Origin of the sequence: Cyclobacterium amurskyense (assembly GCF_001050135.1) — a bacterium.
Classification (GTDB): domain Bacteria; phylum Bacteroidota; class Bacteroidia; order Cytophagales; family Cyclobacteriaceae; genus Cyclobacterium; species Cyclobacterium amurskyense.
Genome location: NZ_CP012040.1, coordinates 1,275,459 through 1,294,038 on the forward strand (window position 1 = coordinate 1,275,459; position 18,580 = coordinate 1,294,038).

General features: G+C 38.4%; 16 protein-coding genes. 4 read left to right on the forward strand and 12 right to left on the reverse strand.

Translation table 11 applies throughout. The features are described from left to right. Window positions 1-126: 126 nt before the first annotated feature. Complete coding sequence (locus tag CA2015_RS05100) at window positions 127-993, reverse strand: endonuclease/exonuclease/phosphatase family protein (protein WP_048640928.1); 867 nt, start codon at window positions 991-993, stop codon at window positions 127-129. A gap of 582 nt (window positions 994-1,575) precedes the next feature. Here CA2015_RS05100 and CA2015_RS05105 point away from each other — a divergent pair. Both CA2015_RS05105 and CA2015_RS05110 read left to right on the forward strand, forming a co-directional pair. Beyond that, the gene (locus CA2015_RS05105; protein ID WP_048640929.1) at window positions 1,576-2,691 is read left to right on the forward strand and encodes a hypothetical protein; all 1,116 of its coding nucleotides are present in this window, start codon (window positions 1,576-1,578) and stop codon (window positions 2,689-2,691) included. A gap of 50 nt (window positions 2,692-2,741) precedes the next feature. Further along, window positions 2,742-3,674, forward strand: coding sequence for an SGNH/GDSL hydrolase family protein (locus CA2015_RS05110; RefSeq protein WP_048640930.1), 933 nt, complete (start codon window positions 2,742-2,744; stop codon window positions 3,672-3,674). Between the two features lie 115 nt (window positions 3,675-3,789). On the opposite strand, the gene selD is transcribed toward CA2015_RS05110, so the two are convergent. The 11 genes from selD to CA2015_RS05165 form a co-directional block, all read right to left on the reverse strand. Then, complete coding sequence (selD, locus tag CA2015_RS05115; RefSeq protein ID WP_048644362.1) at window positions 3,790-4,839, reverse strand: selenide, water dikinase SelD; 1,050 nt, start codon at window positions 4,837-4,839, stop codon at window positions 3,790-3,792. 7 nt (window positions 4,840-4,846) lie between these two features. After that, on the reverse strand, window positions 4,847-5,857 hold the full coding sequence (gene mnmH, locus CA2015_RS05120) for a tRNA 2-selenouridine(34) synthase MnmH (RefSeq protein WP_048640931.1): 1,011 nt from the start codon (window positions 5,855-5,857) through the stop codon (window positions 4,847-4,849). 668 nt (window positions 5,858-6,525) lie between these two features. Further along, window positions 6,526-7,398 carry an ATP synthase F1 subunit gamma gene (gene atpG / locus CA2015_RS05125; RefSeq protein WP_048640932.1) on the reverse strand — a complete coding sequence of 291 codons (873 nt, stop codon included), beginning with the start codon at window positions 7,396-7,398 and terminating at the stop codon, window positions 6,526-6,528. A 49-nt stretch (window positions 7,399-7,447) separates the two neighbouring features. Beyond that, a complete protein-coding gene (gene atpA, locus CA2015_RS05130) occupies window positions 7,448-9,025 on the reverse strand; it encodes a F0F1 ATP synthase subunit alpha (RefSeq protein ID WP_048640933.1) in 1,578 nt (525 codons plus the stop codon). A 37-nt stretch (window positions 9,026-9,062) separates the two neighbouring features. Beyond that, window positions 9,063-9,620: an ATP synthase F1 subunit delta gene (gene atpH, locus CA2015_RS05135; RefSeq protein WP_048640934.1), complete on the reverse strand. Its 558-nt coding sequence runs from the start codon at window positions 9,618-9,620 to the stop codon at window positions 9,063-9,065. Between the two features lie 9 nt (window positions 9,621-9,629). Continuing rightward, complete coding sequence (locus CA2015_RS05140; RefSeq protein WP_048640935.1) at window positions 9,630-10,124, reverse strand: F0F1 ATP synthase subunit B; 495 nt, start codon at window positions 10,122-10,124, stop codon at window positions 9,630-9,632. A gap of 82 nt (window positions 10,125-10,206) precedes the next feature. Then, window positions 10,207-10,464, reverse strand: coding sequence for an ATP synthase F0 subunit C (gene atpE / locus CA2015_RS05145; RefSeq protein WP_010854327.1), 258 nt, complete (start codon window positions 10,462-10,464; stop codon window positions 10,207-10,209). Between the two features lie 41 nt (window positions 10,465-10,505). After that, window positions 10,506-11,528 carry a F0F1 ATP synthase subunit A gene (gene atpB / locus CA2015_RS05150; protein ID WP_048640936.1) on the reverse strand — a complete coding sequence of 341 codons (1,023 nt, stop codon included), beginning with the start codon at window positions 11,526-11,528 and terminating at the stop codon, window positions 10,506-10,508. A gap of 454 nt (window positions 11,529-11,982) precedes the next feature. Further along, window positions 11,983-12,216 (reverse strand): AtpZ/AtpI family protein, encoded by a 234-nt coding sequence (locus CA2015_RS24530; RefSeq protein ID WP_084011648.1) that lies wholly within the window; start codon window positions 12,214-12,216, stop codon window positions 11,983-11,985. Then, entirely contained in the window at window positions 12,182-12,601 is a 420-nt protein-coding gene (locus tag CA2015_RS05160; protein ID WP_048640938.1) for a bactofilin family protein, read from the reverse strand. Before CA2015_RS05160 ends, CA2015_RS24530 begins: the two co-directional genes overlap by 35 nt. A 2-nt stretch (window positions 12,602-12,603) precedes the next feature. Next, window positions 12,604-13,473, reverse strand: a complete 870-nt coding sequence (locus tag CA2015_RS05165) for a M23 family metallopeptidase (RefSeq protein ID WP_048640939.1) — start codon at window positions 13,471-13,473, stop codon at window positions 12,604-12,606. A gap of 110 nt (window positions 13,474-13,583) precedes the next feature. Here CA2015_RS05165 and porW point away from each other — a divergent pair, with 110 nt between their 5' ends. After that, window positions 13,584-16,208 carry a type IX secretion system periplasmic lipoprotein PorW/SprE gene (porW, locus tag CA2015_RS05170; RefSeq protein ID WP_084012002.1) on the forward strand — a complete coding sequence of 875 codons (2,625 nt, stop codon included), beginning with the start codon at window positions 13,584-13,586 and terminating at the stop codon, window positions 16,206-16,208. Window positions 16,209-16,216: 8 nt separating this feature from the next. Then, on the forward strand, window positions 16,217-18,526 hold the full coding sequence (locus CA2015_RS05175; RefSeq protein ID WP_048640940.1) for a penicillin-binding protein 1A: 2,310 nt from the start codon (window positions 16,217-16,219) through the stop codon (window positions 18,524-18,526). The last annotated feature ends 54 nt before the right edge of the window (window positions 18,527-18,580 follow it).

Genomic DNA, 18,580 nt, shown 5'->3' on the forward strand with positions numbered 1-18,580 from the left:
TCAAACCGAAATTAGGCTAAAGTAAACCTGTACCGTGCTAAAATCACTTCAAAATCAACCACTTCATTGCTTTTATCAAGCCTTCATGTCGGCAGACAGGTTCAACATAGCGGTGCTACCCTAAAATTACCAGGCAATTACTGCCATCACTGGAAAGTGATCCGAAGGAAAACGGTTCTGATAGGTATCAGTAAGTATACCATATTTCTTGACCTTTAAACCTTTACTGACAAATATATGGTCAATGATCCTGTCATGACTTTTAGTAAGGTCAAAAGCGTTGGTGCTTCCGTTGTTTGCATATACAAAATCGGCTGAGTCGAAGGTATCTTTCATTCCCTCAGCATTTTTTAATAAACGGTAAGCATCTGTGCTTTGGTCGACATTAAAATCTCCCATTAAAAATACCGGAAGATTTTGCGAATTAATGGTTTTAATTTTATCAAGAATCAATGCCGCACTTTGATTCCTCGCTTCAACACCGCGATGATCAAAATGAGTATTGAAAACATAAAAACTTCTCCCCGTAGCTATTTCAACCATTCTGGCCCAGGTACAAACCCTAGGCAGTGCAGCATCCCAGCCCTTGTTTGGATGATCAGTCTCCGGTGCCAACCAAAAGGTAGCGCTTTCTTCTACTTTGTATTTTTCTTTTTGATAGAATATAGCAGAATATTCTCCTTTTTCTTTACCATCATCCCTACCCTTGCCTACAAAGGCAAAATTTGGTAAAAGACTTTCAAGGTCTTTTACTTGATGGTGCATGCCCTCTTGAATTCCAAAAATATCAAATGAATGAAAACGAATTAATTGACTGACAGGTAGCTTGCGATTTTCCCACGTATTTGGTGCGTCATTGGGGTTATCATAACGAATATTAAAAGTAGCGATTACAAGGTCTTGCGCTTGGGCAATTGCCGAACTGACATTTAGCAATAGGAATAAGGTGAGCACCACTTTCCGATAAGTTTTTGCGGATTTTGGGTAGGTCATTTGCGACTGGGTTTAATTCAAACAATGCCCAAGAGAAATCTCCGGGCATTGTTATCTAAATTCATGGTTAAAGCTATCCGTTGCGTTTCTTGTCCAACTCTTTGGCTTTCTTATCCGCCCTTTTTTCCATCAGGGTTTTCCCTGCTTTCTTTTTGGGATCTTTTTTTTCTCCTTTGTCTTTGCTCATTTCTGTAGTCTTTGTTGAAAATTTAGTGAGTATTTATGACAAAAACAATGTAAAGTCAAATTCTAAAATATTATTCTTTCGCTTTCAAAACCCTATTTATAGAAATCCAATCATTCCTATATAACTTAAACAATTTCAAATACTTACCCAATTACCTGCATTCATCAAACCTAAAACTGGAAAACATCTTTCACAAGCTTGGTATTCTTCCTATTGTAGTCTCCCAGTATTCCTATCAAACTCTTTCTGGTCCCACATCTACACTCCATTCTATGATTAAACGTAGCATCTAAAAAGGTAAAATAAACATTCCTGACTCCTTCCAAATACAATGAGTAAACCAGGTTTTTGGAGTACAGCCTTTAGCCCTTACCTTTGTTCTTTAACCAACTGTTATGGACCAAAAAACTGTCGATAAAAAAGCAGCCTTAATTTCAGCCATTGACCGATGTCAAAATCCCTTCATCATAGCACAGATGGAAGCTATTTTGCAAAGAGAGCAGGTCCTTTCTCCAATTGGCAAACTTTCTAAAGACTATCCGCTCCTATTGCAAGTTCAATCGAATAGGGACATCTCCTTACAAACAGGGCTTCGGATAAAGGCGGTAAATAAACTTACCAAATACCAGGAAATAATTGTTTGGCCAAAATTCATTATCGCTTTGATCATGCTAGTAATAGCAGCGGCTATTATAAATAATTTCTCAGTAAACGAAGGTGAATTGCAGTACTCTTCCTTCATATCTAGTTTAGCTGTAATCTACGGTCTGTTATGGGGCTTATTTGTGTTGGATGCCTTGATGGTGATTTTTTTGGCCTATACCAATAAAATCAAAATAGCCCAAAGTTCATTTATTAGAAAGTTACTCTGTTTAATTTTCCCTCCTATAGCCATTGGCCAACGCCACTTACTTGAACCGGAAAAAATCTGGCTACCATTTTATGCTTGGTCAAAGTGCAATGAGGGCTTATTCAATCACCTGAAAAAGCAATTTTCAATTCCTATGATTGTTATTGCACTTTTGATAATCCCCGTGTTGTTAATAGAATGGCAGTTTTATGAAGCGGTAGAAACGTTCTTAAATACAGATCTATCCCTAATACTAGGCTTGGTTCAGGGGTTTATCTGGCTGGCCTTTACTTTTGAATTTCTACTATTGATAGCCATAGCTAATGACAAATTCAATTATATCAAGAAAAACTGGATCGATTTATTGATTATACTATTGCCTTTTGTCTCATTCGTCAGGTCATTAAGGCTGGTTAAAGTAGCCAAAATAACGCAATTGTCTCGTGGATATAAACTTCGGGCTCTATTAATGAAAGCAAGGGAAGGGTTTATATTTGCCAGTTTCTTTTACAGGTTATTGGCTGTAAAGCCTGATTACCAAATAAAAAAGATGATGAAAAAACTTAATGAGAATCAAAAAGAACGAGAAATTATAGAGGAAGATCTTGCTAAATTATCCAGTTGGCTCAACAAAAGGAATACAGATCAACAAGACCTTTAAAACAAATTTAAGTATATTGAAGGCCAAATTTGATCACATAACTTTAACCAATGTTACTTAAATCAATACTAGGATTTTTCCTTTGGGCGCTTCTTATCCCAAACCTTACAGCACCGGAAATCTATTCCATCCCCAGCACTGCAAAAAAAGTTCTTTTTCTCGGCAATAGCATCACCTATTCCGGCCAGTATGTTGATTATGTAGAAACCTATCTCAGGCTTTCTCATCCAGAAAGGGACTGGGATTTCATCAATGTTGGCTTGCCTAGTGAAACTGTTTCAGGACTTTCTGAAGAGGGCCATGCAGGAGGAGAATTTCCTCGACCTGACTTACATGAAAGACTGGATAGGGTATTGGATGAAATAAAACCAGATCTAATTTTTTCCAATTACGGGATGAATGACGGCATTTACCTTCCCTTTGACGAGCAACGTTTTGAGGCCTACAAACAAGGGCAGAAGAAATTACATCTAAAGGCCCTGGCAATAGGAGCTCAGATCATACACAGTACACCTCCAATATACGATGAAAACAAAGGCGCCGCTTATGCCAATGTTCTGGATATATATGCTTCTTGGTTAGTAAGCCAGCGATATACTGAAAATTGGAAGGTAATTGACTTGCATTGGCCAATGCGAAAATTTCAGGATGACCAACGTCAGCATAATCCCTCTTTTGAATTGGCAAAAGATGGTGTTCACCCTGCCGATCAAGGCCATTGGATAATGGCTAGAAGCCTACTTCAGGGATTAGGAGAAAGCGAGTACCTAATGGAAGACAATCCAGAGTTAGTCTTTAGCAAAATAGATCATGGACCGGAAGTCTTGGCCCTAGTCAAAGAAAAACAATCCATTACCAAGGATGCGTTGCTCAATCATACAGGTCATAAACGGCCTGGAATGAAAAAAGGCCTTCCCTTGAATGAGGCAGAAATAAAAAGGGTTGCTCTTCTTAACCAAATCAATAAATTGATTGGGAATTAAAGAAATACAGGCAATACCTATTGTTAAGTAAAGTCAGAAAAGTATTATAGTCAGTTCTGCAATTGAAGAACTGACTATAACTGGCTAAGCCAAAAACCTTATTCTCTAACTCGAATCAAACTAAATTATTTAAATAAATTATTTTCTCATGCTTTGAGATGATTTCTCCAAAAGAGGACAAATTACAGCCTTTTTCTTTCATTTTCCTTTCAAACAGATCTGATTTATCAGGATCTACAGCCATCAGTAACCCACCACTTGTCTGTGGGTCGGCCAATATCAATTTATCCCTTTCGCTGCTTACTGCGATTCCCTGTCCATAACTATCCCAATTCCTGTATGTACCACCCGGAATGCAATCCAGGTCTATGTACTTTTGGACAAAGTCAAAACAAGGGATGTCATCCAATCTTAGTTGCGCCGAGACAGCAGCACCTTTACACATTTCCGTTAGGTGCCCACCTAAACCGAAACCTGTTACATCGGTCATTGCATGTACTTCTGTCCAGGCTGCTGCTTCTGCCCCAATGTCATTGAGCTTCAACATGGAGGTTTTTGCCTGAAGCACATCATTCTTATCGGCCAACTCTTTCTTTTCAGCAGTTGTCACCATCCCCACTCCAATTGGTTTGGTCAAGTACAAGCGATCACCAACTTTTGCAGTACTGTTTCTTTTTACATGATTAACGGCAATTTTGCCCGTTACTGCCAAACCAAAAATAGGCTCTGGCGCATCTATACTATGCCCTCCCGCGAGAGGAATACCAGCTTTGTGACAGACAGACCTACCGCCTTCCAAGACCTTAGCAGCTACAGCAGCCGGCAATTTAGAGATGGGCCAACCAAGAATCGCAATAGCCATTAAAGGCGTGGCTCCCATTGCATAAATGTCACTCAAAGCATTAGTAGCAGCAATGGCACCAAAATCAAAAGGGTCATCAACAATAGGCATAAAAAAATCTGTGGTACTAACAATGGCCGTTTCTCCATCTAAGCTGACAACCGCTGCATCATCACTCTCCTCATTACCTACAAGTAGATTGGGAAAATTAATTTTAGCAGTATTCTCACTATTTAGGATTTCACTTAGTACTGCCGGAGAGATTTTACATCCACAACCAGCTCCATGACTGTATTTTGTAAGCTTAAATGTATGGTTTTCCATGTTTCTATTAATCAACTTTCATAAGAGAGTGAGCGACGCGTTCGAGGTTATCAATACTTAGTTGAAATTCCTTTTCGATAGTAGCTACTTTTTTATTTATTCCTTTTGAATAGGCTTTATCATAATAGGTCAATATTATCCTGGCCGCTTCCTTCATTTCTCCATTTTCAATATGAGCAACAGCGCGTTGCGTATTTTCTTTTCCCAACTTTTTGGCAATGTTAAGAGTAGATTGAATAAGTTTTTCCTTGGGTAGATTGCCATACCCTTGTACTAGAACCTCAAGTCGTTGGTCTATTGGTAATACAATGAGGTAACGAGGAGATTTTTGCATTAATTGATACAAACTCGATATCAAATGAGTCTTCCCAATTATAAAAGATTCATCTTCCAACCAAATGGCCTTTTCAAGGGAGAATTTTAAAAAATTCTCAAGAATATCATTTTGAAATTGTTCGGAAGTAGGTTGCTCTCCTTCATTATGACTTCCAAAGGAAGAACCTTGATGGTGGGCCAATTTCTCAAGATCTACAATTTGAGCACCCATTCTTTGCATTTCTTCTAGAAGAAAGGTTTTCATGGATCCTGTAGACCCTGATAAAATTTTAAGCTTAAGCGGTTGTTCAAAGAAAGACAACAAATAATTTCTGTAGGATTTATACCCTCCTTTCAACACCTGAATTTCAAAACCATAGAGTTCAAGTAACCAAGCCAGGCTTGAAGAACGCATTCCCCCTCTCCAGCAATGGATAAGCAATTTTTTAGAACCAAAAGATTCAGCAATCTCGATAAAACGCTCCAACTTTGGCCCTACCAACCTAAGTCCAACCTTAATGGCTTTTTCGCGACCTTCTTCCTTGTAAATGCTGCCTATTGTAGCTCTTTGTACATTGTCAAATAAAGGAAGGTTTATGGCCCTAGGAATATGCCCCGCAGCGTATTCGCTCGGAGACCGGGTATCTAGTACCGGGTAATCATTTTTTTGCTTTAAAAATTGGTCAATTTCTACAATTTCCATAAGAACGGGAATACTCAATACAGGGCAAAACAATGACTAACATAGACAAACTCGTAGAGAAATTACTCAGCTATATACTATAACCTTTCCCCAATCAACCAATTCATGATTCATTTAGGTTTCTCCGTAGAGGCACACGGCCTCAACATTGTTAAGATAACAATAAAAGCCCAAAAGAAACAATCCCCATCAATCAACTAAGTATCATATAGCCAGCAGCCTACCTATAAAGCGAAGGAATTATTCAATATCAGTACCAACCAAACCGGATACAGAGGGTTCGTTTAATTATAAAAACAGGAAGATTTTCATAATCCTAAAGAATACTTTAAACCCAAATATGCAATAGACATTCTATTACGTGCTGAAATCGCTTTAAAATCAGCCACTTCGTTGCTGTTTTCAATTTCACCATAGCGGTGCTATGCTAAAATCTCCAAACAGTCTGATTTTCTTGCGATTGCAACACTTCCCGTAAACACGGAACAGGCTATTACGAATCCTATTACATAATCCGGGTTAAAAAATTGGAAGTGGTATTGTGTAAAATAAGATGGACAAGCAAAGTATGAGCATCCATTATTTCTGGCAGCTAAGCAGACCTTCTAAAAACTAGAAAAGCCGGTTGCTTACACAACCGGCTTCAATTATCTTAAAGTGATAACTTATTACTTACCTTCCAATGCATTTGCACCAGCAACGATTTCAAGAATTTCGTTGGTAATGGCAGCTTGTCTGGTTCTATTGTAAACAAGTTTCAAATCTTTCAAGAGATCAGCCGCATTGTCAGTGGCTTTACTCATGGCAGTCATCCTTGCACCATGCTCAGAGGCGTTGCTATCCAAAATGGCCTTATAAAACTGGATCTTCAAGGAATTAGGAACTAATTCTTCGATGATGTAATCTCTAGAAGGCTCTACAATATAATCCTGTTGGGATTTATTGTCATCACCTTCTGACTCAATTTTAGAAATTGGCAGAAATTGCTCTTTAACAACAAGCTGAGTGGCTACATTTTTAAATTGGTTGTACACCAAAACCACATGATCATATTCTCCATTAACAAAAGCATCCATTACAAATTCTGCGGCAGCTTTAATTGGATCGAATGTGATATTTTCAAACAATCCAGCATATTCAAAAATCAAAGGATACTCCTGCTTTTTAAAGAAATCCATGGCCTTCTTTCCAATAGGCATGACAGTAATAGCTTTACCTTCATGATCCTGGATAACCACATTAGAAGCCTTGATAACATTGGAATTAAAAGCACCACATAGTCCCTTATCGGATGTAATTGGCACTATCAGCACATTCGCAACACTACGTTCTTGGGCATACGCTATGTCTGCCACTCCTTCTGCTCCAGAAGAAATATTATTTAGGATGGAAGTCAATTTTTGAGAATAGGGTCTCATCTGCACAATTTTTTCCTGTGCCCTTCTCAATTTAGCAGCCGCTACCATTTTCATGGCTTTGGTAATTTGCTGGGTAGAGCTTACCGAATTGATCCTTTCTTTTACTTCCTTTAGATTCGCCATAATTATTCTATATCCTTCTTACTTGTATACTGTTTAAGACCAGTGCTAATTAAGCTTTGTATTTAGGAGCTAACTCCTCTACAGCTTTTTTCAGCAAGTCACCAGCAGTATTTAGGTCTCCTTTATTGATAGCAGTAAGTGCTTCAGGGTATTGAGCGATGATAAGATTGTAAAAATCCTTCTCGAATTCTCTTACTTTTCCTACTGGTACATTATCCAATAAACCTTTAGAAGAAGCATAGATAATGGCTACCTGAAGGTCAACTCTTACTGGAGAATATTGTCCTTGCTTCAAGATTTCCTGATTCCTTCTACCTCTTTCGATTGTTCGCTTAGTAGTAGGGTCAAGATCTGATCCAAACTTAGAGAAAGCTTCCAATTCACGGAAGGCAGCCTGATCAAGTTTCAAGGTACCTGCAACTTTTTTCATGGCTTTGATCTGCGCATTACCACCAACACGAGATACTGAAATACCTACGTTAATGGCAGGGCGAATACCTGCGTTGAAAAGGTTTGTTTCCAAGAATATTTGTCCATCAGTAATGGAAATAACATTGGTAGGAATATAGGCAGAAACGTCACCAGCTTGAGTTTCAATTATAGGCAAAGCAGTAAGAGATCCTCCTCCTTTTACCAAAGGAACTAAAGAAGGTGGTAAATCATTCATTTGCCTTGCAATCTCGTCCGAAGAGTTGATTTTTGCTGCTCTTTCCAATAATCTGGAATGAAGATAAAATACATCACCAGGATAGGCTTCACGTCCTGGAGGTCTTCTCAACAACAAAGAAACCTCACGGTAAGCTACAGCTTGTTTAGAAAGATCATCATAAACTACCAAGGCAGGCTTTCCTGTATCACGGAAAAACTCTCCAATGGTTGCACCAGTAAATGGAGCAAAGAATTGCATAGGTGCAGGATCTGCAGCAGATGCACTTACGATAACAGTATAAGGCAAAGCGCCTCCTTTTTCAAGGGCTGCAACTACGTTGGCAACTGTAGATGCTTTCTGACCTATGGCAACATAAATACAGAAAACTGGCTCCCCTTTGTCATAAAATTCTTTTTGGTTAAGAATTGTATCGATAGCAACAGCAGTTTTACCTGTTTGTCTGTCACCGATAATCAATTCACGCTGACCTCTACCGATTGGAATCATAGCATCAATAGATTTGATACCAGTTTGCAATGGTTCAGTTACCGGCTGACGGTAAATTACACCAGGAGCTTTCCTTTCAAGAGGCATTTCATAAAGATCTCCTTCCAAAGCACCTTTACCATCAATAGGAATACCTAAGGTGTCTACCACCCTACCCAGCATACCATTACCTACTTTAATGGAGGCAATCCTTTTAGTTCTTTTAACGGTATCGCCTTCTCTTACGGATTTAGCTTCTCCAAAGAGCACAGCACCTACATTGTCTTCTTCCAAATTGAGGACCATGGCTCTCAAACCATTCTCAAATTCGATCAACTCCCCTGCTTGCGCTTTAGAGAGTCCGTATATACGGGCTACACCGTCACCAACTTGGAGTACAGTACCCACTTCTTCCAATTCTGCTTGAGTCTTGGCTTCCGAGAGTTGCTCTTTCAATATTGCCGAAACTTCATCAGGTCTTACATCTGCCATTATTGTATAGTATTATTGATTACAGCTTAATTTCTTCTTAATATTTTTTCTCGTAAAGGTTCTGGGTAAAATCCAGACGCAATTGTTGTAACTTACTCTTGATAGATTCATCAAGTTGTTTGTCACCAATTCTAAGAACAAAACCACCTATAAGGTTTGGATTGATCTTCTCTACAAGTGTTACTTTGTTTTTGCCGGAAACCTCCTTAACGATATCCTTGAAGGAATTTCGAAGTTCTTCATCCAGCTGAATGGTACTAACCACTTCTGCAGTTTGTATCCCAAGATGTTCATTGTATAGTCGGATAAAAGCAGTGGCCATTTCTGGAAGAAATGCTGTTCTGCCTTTTTCACCAACTAATTCAAAAAACTTTATCGTCAATGCAGTGGTTTTTTCTCCCACTAGCAACTTTAAAATTTCTGTCTTTTTTTCAGAACTTATGACAGGACTTTTAACCATATCCAAAAAAGATGAATCTCCGCTTAAGGACAAAACAGTGGACATGTCTGAATGCACCTGTTCCAATTCATTTTTTTCTACTGCGAGTTCCAGCAGTGATTTTGCGTAACGAGAAGCTACTCTGTATGCTGACATTCCTGTAGGTTAGTTTAATTTAATATCCTTAACAAATTCTTCTACTAATTCTTTTTGAGAAGCTTCACTTGAGAGATTTTGTCTCATAAGTTTCTCAGCCACCTGAAGCGAAAGTTCTGCTACCTGAATTTTAACATCAGTTAAAGCAGCTTGTTTTTCAGTTTCAATAACAGCTTTGGCTTCTTCAATCATTTTAGCACCTACTTTGGCAGCTTCTTCTTTTGCAATTTCCATGGTTTGAGAAGCAAACTCATTTGCAGACTTTAAAATCTCATCCCTTTCCACTCTTGCCTCTTGAAGTAAACGCTCATTGTCAGCAACTAGATTTTGCATTTCTAGCCTTGCTTTCTCAGCCTCATTCAATGATGCCTCAATAGTGCTGTCACGCTCATCAAGCGCAGAAAGAATTGGCTTCCAAGCAAATTTGGCTAAAATGAAAAATAAGATGGCAAAACCTATCAGTTGCCAAATAATCAAACCTAAACCAGGAGTAATCAGATCCATTTCGTGTATTTTTTTAAGCTAAATATCAGTTTTGTTCAATAATTAAGAAAGGACCGGCCTAATGCCGGTCCAATTTCTGTTTCTAGAAAGTAAGATTTCCGTTAAGTGCGATAAGTAGACAAACTACTACAGCAAACAAGGAAACTACTTCAATAAGGGCAGCGATGATCAACATTGCAGTCTGGATTTTACCAGCAGCCTCAGGCTGACGTGCAATACCTTCCATGGCTTGTCCACCGATTCTACCAATACCCAGACCTGCGCCTATCGCAACAATTCCAGCACCGATACCAGCACCCATAAGTGCAAAACCGGCAGTCAATAATAATGAAGTTAACATACTCGTTTTTTATTTAATTTAATTGAACAAAGAATTCATAATTAATGCTCATGTCCATGCTCAGCTACAGCTGAACCTATGTACATGGCAGAGAATAAAGTAAATACGTAAGCCTGAATAGTGGCTACTAATAATTCGATCACATTAATGAACACTACCATCAATGTGGAAGCTACGCCCACTGCATAGGATTCGAAAACAAATATCAACCCTATAAAACTTAGGATTACAATATGACCTGCTGTGATCGCTACAAATAGTCGAACAGTAAGTGCGAAAGGCTTGGTAAACAAACCAATAATCTCAACTGGAACAATAATAAGCAATAGTGGTAATGGAACACCTGGAGTAGCTACTACATGTTTCCAATAATCTTTATTACCATTAAAATTGGTAATTAAGAAAGTTATCATCGCCAAAGTAATCGTAACAGCGATGTTACCTGTAAGGTTAGCCGCACCTGGCAATAAGCCCAATAGATTCCCTATCCAAATAAAGAAGAATAAGGTCAAAAGGTATGGCGTGAATTTTTTGTATTTCGGACCAATGTTCGGACGAGCTATCTCATCTCTTACAAAAATAACAATTGGTTCCACAAATGAGGCGACTCCCCTTGGGGCTTTATTGGGATGCTTCTTATAGTACCTAGAAGTTGACAGCATAAGATAAAGCGTTACCGCCAATATCAAAAAAAGCATTGCAACATTCTTAGTAATGCTTAAATCAGTGAAAGACCTGCTTTCATCCACTGCTTGAAGCTTGTCATGCTCGTCTATATAGTACCCGTTGTGCTCAACACCAAAGTGATGGGTTTCGGGATCTACAAAGGACGATGAGGAATAAAACTCAACACCTCTATCAGCAGAATAGATAATCACTGGTAGAGCGAGTGTTACATGAGTATGTCCCATGGTGGCAAAATGCCATTCATGAGAATCCTTAATATGGTGCATAATGAAGCTTGTTTTATCTTCATCACCACCTGAGGCAGCCATAACTGCTGCAGAAAATGTCAGTAAAATTACTGACATTAAGATACTTAACCTGATAAATTTGCGGACCATCAAAACAATTTTTATCCCCTATTTCGAATGAAGGCGCAAATTAGTTATTAAGCCGTACATATCAAACAATAAGTACAACAAATAAATGATAAAGAAATCCACAACAAACCAAAGTAAATTTTCATGCCCCTGCCATAAAATCAAAAAAACGAAGACAATACAGCAAATAAGTCTAATTATAGTGGTGCCCAAAATGACAGAAACACTAGTAAATGTTTCTAATTTCATTAATTTACCAGCCAAAAAACCTGTGACTCCGGTAAGCACAGCAAAGAAAAATAGTATTGAATAAACCAAGGTATGCAACCAAGGACCTGGAAGAAATTGTTCAATAAGCCATACTATTACTGCCAGAAACACAGTAAAATAAAGTAGACCCAATAATGGATTTTTAAATAAAGCCTTCATTTTAATTTTTTTATCTTAAGCTTGAATTGAAAGGCAAAGTCTGACTTTATTTTTTCTTATTGGGAGAAATTGACTTAAAAAGTTGGTAAAAGGCTATGGCTGTCGAAATAAAACAGCCAAGTAATAAATAGAGTGGAAACTCCATGTTACTTCTTAAATGTAACCTATACCCCAGATAGCTACCTAATCCTATAATGGTACACATCTGAAAAGCCAACCCAAAATATTTCACATAAACAGGTGAATCAGTTTGAGGAGGCTTGCTTTTTGGTTTCTCCATCCTTTCTTTCCACTTTTAACTGATGATTGGTGCCCATGTTGCATTTGCCATTAAACTCAGCTCCATTTTCTATGATTAACTTTTTGGTGTAAATATCACCATAGATCAAAGCTGATTTTTTGAGATAAAGAGATTCTGTGCAATAGATATCTCCTTTTATATGACCAGAAATTTCTACATCTCCAGCTCTTACGTCTCCATTTACTTTGGCCGATTCACCAATTATAATCTTTTTTTGAGAATCCAGAGATCCATCCACTGTACCTTCTACACGGATATTTCCCTGAGAACCAATATTTCCTACTATTACTGTTCCTAATGCCACTAGATTACTGGAAGTAACCAGTTCAGTAGTGTTTTTTCTGTCATCAGTATTTTTTGCCATATCTAATCAAATGTAATAAATTCTTGGGGATCGAGTGGATTTCCTCTATACCATAGCTCAAGGTGCAAGTGCTGCCCTGTAGTTTGCTCACCGGTATTTCCGATAATAGATAATATCTCCCCACCACGGATAGGGTCTCCAATGGATTTCAATATTACAGAATTATGTTTGTAAATCGAAATCAATTCATTCGAATGCTGTACTGCTACTACATAGCCGGTCTCTAGAGTCCAGCTAGAGAATATTACCGTTCCATCTGCTATTGCTTTTACCGGTTCATTTTCTGCCGCCACCACGTCTACACCGAAATGATTTTGTCCAGCAGAGAAGCTACTCGTCACAACTCCTTTTACAGGAGGGAAAAAATAATTATCTGTAAACGACCCGCTACTTATCCTTCCAAAACTTGTTTCTTCAAGGGGTAGCGATTCAAACTCTCCAATAATCTGTTGGGTAGCATCACTACTTTTATACAAATCAATTTCCCCTCTATTTACCACCGGTTTACTTGAGGTATCAGAACTGGCTGGCGTCTCGTTTTCAAATTGTCCTGAGATAACATTTTGTATGTTCTTAACATATTGGTCTTTGGCATCGACCTCCATAATCAGGGAATCAATCGTTTCAGATAGGGCATGAATCTTAACCATGTTTTCTGTCTCTATATAAACCGGATCAAACCATCTGGCCAATAAAGTTTTGGACAAAAACAGTGAAATCAAAAAACAGGTCATAAATACAAACACTAACAATAATCCAACCCTGATTTTCGTAATATTAAAAGAGGTAATGACCGAAAAGTCCTCTTCCTTTCTAATTACTATAAGGAACTTGGTTTCTATCCAGTCGTTTATTTTCTGTTTAAGGCTCAATGGACGCTTGTTTTAGATATTTATTTTTTACAAAAATAGAATTTAATTCCTTTCGTTTAAATATTTATTCCAAAAGAACTAATTTGGTCAAGAATTCAAACTTAAAAACATTGCAAAGGAACATTATATTTTTCTTTTTGGCTATTGCCTTGAATCTGATGCCTTCTTGTTCTTCACAAAAAGACACTTTCACCAACCGGTTATACCATAACACAACGGCCAGATTTAACGCGTATTACTATGCCAAAGAAAAAATCCTGGAATTAGAAAAAGAAATACAAAATGAATACCAAGAAGATTTCTCCCAGGTGTTGCCTGTATTTTATCCTATAGATAGTGCTACTGTCGAAGCCAAAGAAGAATTATTAAAGGAAGCCCGAGAAATGGCGTCTAAAGCTGTGGATTGGCATAAAATCAGTGACTGGGTCGATCCATCCTACTTTCTTATAGGAAAGGTTGACTACTACAAAGGCAAATATGAAGAAGCACAAAACACATTTAAATTCCTAAACGTCAATAGCAAACAGGACGATGTGAGACATATTGCACTGATACAGCTTTTAAGGTCTTTCATTGATCATCAGCAATTTGAAGATGCCAGCTTTGTGATCGATTTTCTTTCTAAAGAAGAAAATATTAATGACGAAAACAAACAGTACCTCTACAAAACCTTGGCTTACTATTACGAAGCCAGGGGAGAAATGGAGCTAATGGCCCCCTCACTGTTCAAATCGCTAGAATATACCAAAGACAAATCCGAAGCCTCGAGGATTAATTTTATTTTAGCTCAGCTTTATCAGCAATCAGGATTGGATGCATTTGCCTACGAATATTACCAAAAGTCAGTCTCTGGAAGTCCTAACTACGAACGTACCTTTTTTGCCCAGTTGTATTCACAGCAGGTAGCAGAACTTGAACGAAGTAAGGACCTGAAACGAGTCCGAGAATATTATGATGACCTCTACAAAGACAATAAAAACGTCGATTTTCGGGATGTTATATTATTCGAAAAAGGCAGGTTTGAAAAAAAACAGGGGAATCTGGATGAGGCCATTCGTCTTTACTCCCTGGCGGCCAAGGAAGTGACAGAAAATGACAGGCAAAAGGGGTATATCTACGAAGCACTTTCTGAAGTTTATCTGAACGAAAAAGAAGACTTCCTCAAAACAAAATACTATCTCGATAGTGCCTTATCTAAATTTAAAGAAACAGATAAAAATTATGGATTGCTTTCAGCAAAAAAAATAATTTTTGACCAATACGCTTTAAATTATGAATTATTGACCACCAACGACAGCCTTATTCAGCTCAGCAAGCTCAGCCCTGAAGATCAAGAGAAATTTGTAGATGATTTTTTGGCCATGGAGGAAGAAAGGTTAATTAAAGAAGCTGAATTGGCCAAGGATAAAAAAAGCCCGGGAAGGTTTGAAAATCTTTTGGCTTTCGGTGGCAATTCAGGGGCTACTTTTTATTGGGATAATCCTGTGGCCATTCAAAAGGGAGCTTTAGAGTTTGCTCAAATTTGGGGAAACAGAGAGCTGTCGGATAACTGGAGGACTAGCGACAGGGGTTTTCAGGAGGCTGTCAATGTAGGAAACAATAACAACAGCGGTGAAGCAAATAATTCTGATAACAACAATGAAAGCAATACTATCACCACAAACCTTCCTGATAAAGCTGCCTTATTAAATCAAATCCCCAATTCTCCCGAACTTCTTGAGCAAATGGTGGATCAGATGGAGGAGGCCTACTTCAATTTAGGGAAATTACTTTATTTCGACCTCAAGCAACCAGATAAGGCAATTGAGTATTTGGAAGCTTTAATCGAAAAATACCCACAAACATTAAAAAAACCAGAGGCTTTTTACACCTTGTACTTAGCCACAAAGGATTTAGAAAAAGATTCAGATAGGTATGCCCAATTGTTGAATCAAGAATTCCCCAATTCTCAATATACCAAATCTATCAATAACCCAGATAAGGTGTCCGGATCCAAAGCGAATTTAGCGTCTGGCGAAAACTATAAAACTGCCTACCAATACTTCAAGGACAGGTCTTATGAAGAAGCTAGGACAATTGTTAGGCAAACTTTAAACGAATATCCACTAACAAAAAATACGGATCGATTATTGTTATTGGACATTATGATCACTGGCCAGTTAGAACCATTGGAGACCTATAAAGAAAGACTTAAAACCTATTTACAGCAAACAAAGGAAGAAGAGTTATTGGACTTTGCTGAAAAATTATTGAAAGCGGTAAGTGAAGATGATACTGCTTCAATGGGAGCAGCTACCGCAGAAACAAATAAAGAAGAGGAACCTTCTGCTGTTTCAGAAAACCTGCCAGATGTCCCCAATGTTGAATCCCCATACAAAGAGAATTTTAACCAAACCCATATATTTATCCTGCCAATGAATACTGATGTGGCTGAAAAAGCAAGCGACCTGACGGCTGCCCTCGAAAGTTTTCATAATTCAAATTTTTCCAGTGCACGTTTAAGAACTGGTACAATTTCTCTGGGACAAAAAACAACCATACTAATAATTAGCCCATTTTCCGATGCTGAAAAATCAATAGCCTATAAAGAGGCCTTTTTAAATAGTTTTAATAATGATTCCTTAACTGAGGAAATAAAAAATAGTAGTTTTGTAATTTCAATTGAGAATTTCCAACAACTCAATAAACGGAAAGACATTAAGGAATACAGGTCTTTCTATAAGAAAGCTTATTGATATCCAATATGAGTAAAATTAAAAATAAAAACACCAAGCCTCTTTATGTGAAGATAATCAGATACATGTGGCTTGCATTCATTTTAGGTCTGGTCGGTTTCGTGCTATTTGTAGTATCAGTGAATGCCAATTTTCTGGGTCTATTCGGAGAAATGCCCGAATTTGAATCATTAGAAAACCCTGATAGCGAACTGGCTTCCGAGCTTTACTCTGCTGATGGGGTCTTACTAGGTAAATACTTTAGGGAAAACAGAACACCTGTCACCTATAATGAACTCTCTCCAAATATAATCAATGCCTTGATTGCAACTGAAGATGAGAGGTTTGAAGACCATTCGGGAATTGACCCGCGTGCATTGGCCAGGGTTTTCGTTAAATCCATATTGCTAAGACAAAAAAATGCTGGTGGTGGTAGTACCTTAAGTCAGCAGACTGCAAAGAATCTTTTCAAAACCCGATCAGGCGATTCACAGGGATTATTAAGTAATGTCCCTGTATTAAGAATGATCATCATTAAAACCAAAGAGTGGATTGTTGCCACTAAACTGGAAAGTGCATATACCAAAGATGAGATATTGACCATGTACCTCAACACCTCTGACTTTGGAAGCAATGCATTTGGAGTTAAGACAGCCGCTAAAACTTTCTTTAATAAAGACACCAGAGATCTTAGTATACAAGAGTCCGCCACCTTGGTAGGTCTACTAAAGGCTCCTTCCTACTATAGCCCAGTATACAATGCTGAAAACTCTACCCGTAGGAGAAATACCGTTTTGGCTCAAATGAAAAATGGAGAATACATATCCCAAACTCAATTTGATTCAATAGCTGCTATACCATTAGAGTTGGAGTATCAGGTAGAAAGCCACAACGAAGGTTTGGCTACCTATTTCAGAGAGGCGGTTAAGGCTGACCTAATTAAATGGACTAAAGAAAACCTACAGCCTGATGGAACCAATTACGACCTTTTTGGAGATGGGCTGAAGATATATACAACCATAGACAGTCGACTGCAAAAATATGCAGAGGAATCAGTACAGGAACACATGTCGGAGTTGCAAAAGAATTTTGAGAAAGAAATAGGGGATCGAGAGCCATGGATTGACGAACACCGTAGACCCATACCTGGTTTCATCGAAAAAGCTGTAAAAAGGACTGAAGCTTATCGAAATCTTAGGTCTCGCTATGGCGACAATACGGACAGCATTGAATACAAGCTCAATGAAAAGAAAAAAATGAAGGTTTTTTCTTATGAGGGAAATATAGACACATTGATGAGCACCATGGACTCCATGAGGTACTATAAAAAGTTCCTTCAAACTGGCTTTGTATCCATGGATCCACATTCTGGACATATCAAGGCTTGGGTAGGTGGTGTTAACCATACCCACTTTAAGTACGATCACGTTAAGCAAGGAAAAAGGCAACCTGGATCAACCTTTAAACCCTTCGTATATGCTGCTGCAATAGAAAATGGCTATGGTCCATGTTATACAGTAATTGACCAGCCTGTGGAGATTAACATCCCAAACCAACCCACTTGGAGACCTCAAAATGCTGATTCAAAATTCACTTATGAGCGCATGACCATCCGGTCTGCCATGTCCCAATCTGTCAATTCAATCACGGCCTACATGATGAAAAAACTTAGTCCGGGTGTGGTAGTAGAAACAGCAAAAAGAATAGGAATTACCAGCGAGTTAGAAGCTGTACCAGCCTTGGCCCTTGGCACAGTGGATGTCTCAATAATGGAAATGGTGGGTGCTTTTAGCACATTTGTCAACAAAGGCGAACACATTACCCCTATTTATATTGATAGAATAGAAGATAAAAATGGCAATGTTCTCCACCAATTCATCCCAAGGAAAAGACCTGCAATGAGCGAAGAGGATGCCTATATAATGGTGTACATGCTTCGAGGTGGTACTGAAGAAGAAGGGGGAACAAGTCAGGGCTTACCATGGAGTATTAGGGATGAAGGCAATGAAATTGGAGGTAAGACGGGAACTACCCAAAATGCTTCCGATGGTTGGTACATGGGCATTACCAAAGATTTGGTAAGTGGAGTTTGGGTAGGTGGTGATGACCGTGCCATACACTTCAGAAGCTGGATAAATGGTCAAGGATCAAGAACAGCTAGGCCAATTTGGTCAAAATTCATGAGCAAGGTATATGAAGACAGCTCTTTAGGTATCACCAAAGGTCCATTCCCAAAACCAGAAAGACCCATCAGCATAGAGATAGATTGTTCCAAATATGATCTGGAAACAGAGGAATACCAGGAATTTGACTATGATGCTACGACAACTGATTTTTAAGCTGCTAATTGTCAGGATTCAAAAGAAGCCTGACAATTAACACTAAATCTAGGT

Excerpts from the sequence above, each read along its gene's own strand:
- CA2015_RS05105 (WP_048640929.1), top strand. The coding sequence starts at position 1,576 with ATGGACCAAAAAACTGTCGATAAAAAAGCAGCCTTAATTTCAGCCATT.
- CA2015_RS05110 (WP_048640930.1), top strand. The coding sequence starts at position 2,742 with ATGTTACTTAAATCAATACTAGGATTTTTCCTTTGGGCGCTTCTTATC.
- atpG (WP_048640932.1), bottom strand. The coding sequence starts at position 7,398 with ATGGCGAATCTAAAGGAAGTAAAAGAAAGGATCAATTCGGTAAGCTCT.
- CA2015_RS05175 (WP_048640940.1), top strand. The coding sequence starts at position 16,217 with ATGAGTAAAATTAAAAATAAAAACACCAAGCCTCTTTATGTGAAGATA.
- atpH (WP_048640934.1), bottom strand. The coding sequence starts at position 9,620 with ATGTCAGCATACAGAGTAGCTTCTCGTTACGCAAAATCACTGCTGGAA.
- CA2015_RS05140 (WP_048640935.1), bottom strand. The coding sequence starts at position 10,124 with ATGGATCTGATTACTCCTGGTTTAGGTTTGATTATTTGGCAACTGATA.
- CA2015_RS05100 (WP_048640928.1), bottom strand. The coding sequence starts at position 993 with ATGACCTACCCAAAATCCGCAAAAACTTATCGGAAAGTGGTGCTCACC.
- atpE (WP_010854327.1), bottom strand. The coding sequence starts at position 10,464 with ATGTTAACTTCATTATTATTGACTGCCGGTTTTGCACTTATGGGTGCT.
- CA2015_RS24530 (WP_084011648.1), bottom strand. The coding sequence starts at position 12,216 with ATGGAGAAACCAAAAAGCAAGCCTCCTCAAACTGATTCACCTGTTTAT.
- atpA (WP_048640933.1), bottom strand. The coding sequence starts at position 9,025 with ATGGCAGATGTAAGACCTGATGAAGTTTCGGCAATATTGAAAGAGCAA.
- CA2015_RS05160 (WP_048640938.1), bottom strand. The coding sequence starts at position 12,601 with ATGGCAAAAAATACTGATGACAGAAAAAACACTACTGAACTGGTTACT.
- mnmH (WP_048640931.1), bottom strand. The coding sequence starts at position 5,857 with ATGGAAATTGTAGAAATTGACCAATTTTTAAAGCAAAAAAATGATTAC.
- atpB (WP_048640936.1), bottom strand. The coding sequence starts at position 11,528 with ATGGTCCGCAAATTTATCAGGTTAAGTATCTTAATGTCAGTAATTTTA.
- selD (WP_048644362.1), bottom strand. The coding sequence starts at position 4,839 with ATGGAAAACCATACATTTAAGCTTACAAAATACAGTCATGGAGCTGGT.